Below are 3,691 nucleotides of genomic sequence, written 5' to 3'. Positions count from 1 at the left end.
TCCGCACGGTGTAGGTGCGGTGCAGGTGGCGGGACAACGAGCGGATATCGCTGTACTCGAACAGCAACGTCGGGTAGAGCTGATCGTCGACGTGGGCTTCCAGGAGCCGGCTGAGATCCAACAGGACCACGGAATCCAGGCCGAGATCGTAGAAACCGGTACACGTGTCGACGGCGGCGGGGTCCACCCCGAGAGCTTTCGCGACCAGCGAGCGGACCAGGTCCACGACGTCGGCCTCGGTCGCGGCGGTGCCGGTCGGCCGAGGCGCGTCGTCGTCCTCGTCGTCCTCGTCGGCCTCGTCGGCCGGGTGATCAGGTCGGGGTGACGGATGCGCTTGCAGACCATGCCGACGACCTCGACGAGCAGGCGCCCGTCAGTGTCGTAGACCCCGTAGTCACCCCGCAGCACCTCGCCTGAGTCGGAGAGCGTCTCGGGTCGCGGAGCGTGGACGTAGCTGACGTGCCCGACCTGGCGCGGGGCACGGAACCGCTCGATGTACACGGGGATGAACGGGTCCTGACCCGAGGCGAGGGTCTGTCCGAAACCGGCGAGCGTGGAGGCGTCCATCTTCGCCGGGTGGAGGAAGAAGTCGTCCTCGTGCTCGCGGGTCGACGCGTCGAGCTCCAGCCGCGCGAGCAGCACGCCCTCAGGGCTCTGACGCAGTTCGCCCACGCACTTCATCGGCAGGCCGTGCACGATCTGCTCCGCCCGGGCGCGGCGGTAGAGTTCCTCCGTCGAGCCGGTGGCCGGGATGCGGGCCAGCAGCGTGGCAAGGTCGGCGTTGGGTCGATGCGCGTCGGAGGCGCCCGCCGGGCCGAGGAGCAGTGTCGCGGTGGCGTGGTCGTGCCGCCGACCGTGCGGGACGCCGTCGCGCAGCCACCGGCTGGAGATGGCGACCCGCCGTCGTCCGGCACGGTTATCTCGACCTCGATCTTGCGGCCGTGGCCGGGCCGGGTGGTGATCGCCTCGGTGAACAGCACCCCGCGCAGCTCGGCGCGGGCCGGGTCGACGCCGCGGTCGATGAGCACGCGGTAGATGAGGTCGAGCAGCGCGACGCCGGGGAGTACCGAGACGCCGTGGACGCGGTGGTTCGCCATCACGAAGTCCTCGGGCGACAGCTCCACCCGCGCGCTGATCGAGCTCGGCATGCCGTCGATGAGGGTCACGCGTCCTCCCCGGAGGCTGAGACGGCCGCGGCGCGCGGCGACGGGCTGAAGGAGATGTCGAGCAGGGATGCGAGGATGCGGGACGGCGCCGCGGGCGCGGGGGCTGACGATTCCGTACGCTCACGCCAGAGGCGTCGGCGGTTGAACCGCGGCGGCGGCAGCGGTTCGCGGATCACCGCCGCCAGGCCACGCTCGGGGGGCGAGCTGACCACCGCGTGGGCATTCGTGCCGCCCAGACCGAACGCGCTCACTCCGGCGACGCGCGGGGCACTTTCTGTCTGCTTCGGTCACGGGCGCAACGTCTGGGCGGGGGCGAAGACCGAGCGTTCGAAGCTGCAGCGCGGGTGCGGCTTTTCGCAGAAAAGCGTCGGCGGGACCTGCGCGTGCCGCACAGCCAGCAGGGCCTTGATGAGCCCGGCCACGCCCGCGGCGCTGAACAGGTGGCCAAGGTTGGACTTCACCGTGCCCAGCCCACAGGTGCCAACGCGGCCCCTGGTCGCTTCATCCTCGGCCCACACCGTCTCCAGCGCCCGCAGCTCCATCGGATCGCCGATCCGGGTCGCCGTGCCGTGCGCCTCGATCAGGCCGATGGCTGAGGCCGAGTGGCCCGAGGCAGCCAACGCGCGGCGCACAACGTCGGCCTGTGCCACCGGATTCGGCGTCGTGAGGCCCATCGTCCGGCCGTCGTTGCCGACCGCCACCGCGTCGATGACTCCGTGGATGCGGTCGCCGTCGCGCAGCGCATCCGTCAGTGGCCTGAGCAACAGCAGCCCGCAGCCCTCACCCGGCACGAAGCCATCGGCCCCGCTGCCGAAGCCCGCGCACTGCCCACGCGGGGAGAGCGCCCCGGCCGCGCCGAAGTCCAGGTAGGGCTCCTCGTCGAGCAGCACCTGGACACCGCCGGCCAGCACGAGCTCGCTGCTGCCGTCGAGCAGGCTCTGACAGGCCAGCTCCACGCTCACCAGCGAGGAGGAGCAGGCGCTGTCCACGACGAGGTTCGGTCCGTGCAGGTCGAAGTGGTGGGCGAGCCACGCCGCGATGAAGTTCTGGTCCCCGCCCAGCGAGCGCGCCCGTTCCTCGGCCGAGAGCCTGCGGCGGTAGTCCGACATCCGCGCCCCGAGGTACACGCCGACGCGCCGACCGGCCAGTTCCTCGGCACGGTAACCGGCGTCGCAGAGTGCGGCGACGGCCGGACGGCCGGGTCCATGGCGCGCGCCTGGTCGTCGGTCATGCCGAAGTATTCGGGGTCGAAGTCCTCGACGCCGTCGACGAACCCGCCCCAGCGGCTCGGCGTGCGGCCGGGGCCTCCGTTCGGGTCGTAGAACTCCTCGACGCTCCAGCGCGACGGCGGCACCTCGCGGACCGCGCACTCCCCCGCGCGCAGCAGCTCCCAGAACCGGTCGACGCCCTCGGTGCCGGGGAAGCGGCAGCCGATGCCGATGCCGACGACGGCGATACGCCGGTCCGTCGTCATCGCCCGGGGCGTGGGTGCGGCGGCGCGCGACGGGCCCTCCTCGGCGCCGAGGTCCAGTGCGCCGGAGAGCTCGTTGAGGGTGGGGTGGTCGAGCAGCACGGCCGGATTGACGCTGCGCCCAAGCCGCTCCTCAAGCTTGGCGACGATCTCGGCGAGCAGGACCGACTCGACGCCGAGCTCCGCGAAGCCGATGTCTGGGTCGAGCTCGGCTGCGGGGACATGCAGGGCCGCCCCGAAAAGCTCGGCAAGCCAGAAGGACGGTGCGGCGGCGGCTGGAGACAGAGCCGCGAGCGGCATCGGATCCGGAGCCGGTCGCGGCTCGCGGGTGTTCACGGTGAGGGCGTCGGCGGCGGGCGGCTGCGCGCCGACGGTGACCAGTACCGGCCCGCGCGGCGCCGTCGCGATCACGTGGTCCAGCACCGCGAGCCCCTGCGCGTCGGTGATCGACTCACCCGCCGCGACGCCGCCCGCGGCCGCACCGCTCTCGCTCCATACCGGCCAGTCGACGCCGCGGAAGCGGTGGTCGCCCGCCGCGTAGTCCAGGTACGCGTTGGCGGCCGCGTAGTCGGCGACGCCTGCCGCCAGCCTCGGCAGGGCCGCCGAGACCGAGGAGAAGGAGATGAAGAACTCCAGCCGGTCCTTTTCGCAGAGCCCTGCAAGAGTGTCGAACCCGGCCGCCTTCGGCTCCCAGACCTCGGCGATCTCGGCCAGGTCGAGCGAGACGAAGCTGGCCGGCCGGCGCCGGGCCCGGCCTGCGCAGTGCACCACGCCCGCGATCGGCCCGAGCGTGCCGCGCACCTCGTCCAGGAACTCGGCGATGCCGCCGTCGGCGGTCAGCGGCCCGAAGTACCTCAGCACCCGGACGCCGCGCGCATCGAGCCTCGTTTGCGCCGCCGACAGTTCCCTGGCCCGCCGCGTGGCGGGCTCGGGCTGGTGCCTGCCGAGGATCGCGAGGCGCCGTGCGCCGCGCTCGACCAGGTGGTCGGCAACGAGGGCGCCGAGGCCACGTGTCCCCCCGCGGACACAACGTATACCCGGTCCGGGCCGAGCA

The 3,691-nt window shown here is 72.6% G+C and carries 4 protein-coding genes and 2 pseudogenes; all 6 read right to left on the bottom strand.

Translation table 11 applies throughout. From position 1 onward, the window contains the following. The coding region (locus AC08ON_RS04385; protein ID WP_476616500.1) for an acyl carrier protein at positions 1 to 226 on the bottom strand (226 nt) is incomplete at its 3' end. Positions 227 to 381: 155 nt separating this feature from the next. Beyond that, a pseudogene (locus AC08ON_RS04380) lies at positions 382 to 753 on the bottom strand (polyketide synthase dehydratase domain-containing protein); the annotation flags it as partial. Continuing rightward, positions 678 to 1,166 (bottom strand): hotdog family protein, encoded by a 489-nt coding sequence (locus AC08ON_RS04375; protein WP_476606484.1) that lies wholly within the window; start codon positions 1,164 to 1,166, stop codon positions 678 to 680. The gene AC08ON_RS04375 and the pseudogene AC08ON_RS04380, both read right to left, overlap by 76 nt. Further along, entirely contained in the window at positions 1,163 to 1,417 is a 255-nt protein-coding gene (locus AC08ON_RS04370; protein ID WP_476616499.1) for a hypothetical protein, read from the bottom strand. Before AC08ON_RS04370 ends, AC08ON_RS04375 begins: the two co-directional genes overlap by 4 nt. A 36-nt stretch (positions 1,418 to 1,453) precedes the next feature. Then, positions 1,454 to 2,293 (bottom strand): beta-ketoacyl [acyl carrier protein] synthase domain-containing protein, encoded by an 840-nt coding sequence (locus tag AC08ON_RS04365; RefSeq protein WP_476606486.1) that lies wholly within the window; start codon positions 2,291 to 2,293, stop codon positions 1,454 to 1,456. Between the two features lie 74 nt (positions 2,294 to 2,367). Next, positions 2,368 to 3,672: pseudogene (locus AC08ON_RS04360) on the bottom strand (beta-ketoacyl reductase); the annotation flags it as partial. Positions 3,673 to 3,691 lie beyond the last annotated feature (19 nt).

It is taken from the genome of Frankia sp. CoWAU3, from assembly GCF_977971855.1.
Note: the sequence above shows the minus strand (reverse complement) of the source record. Positions and strands in the feature narration are given on the sequence as shown.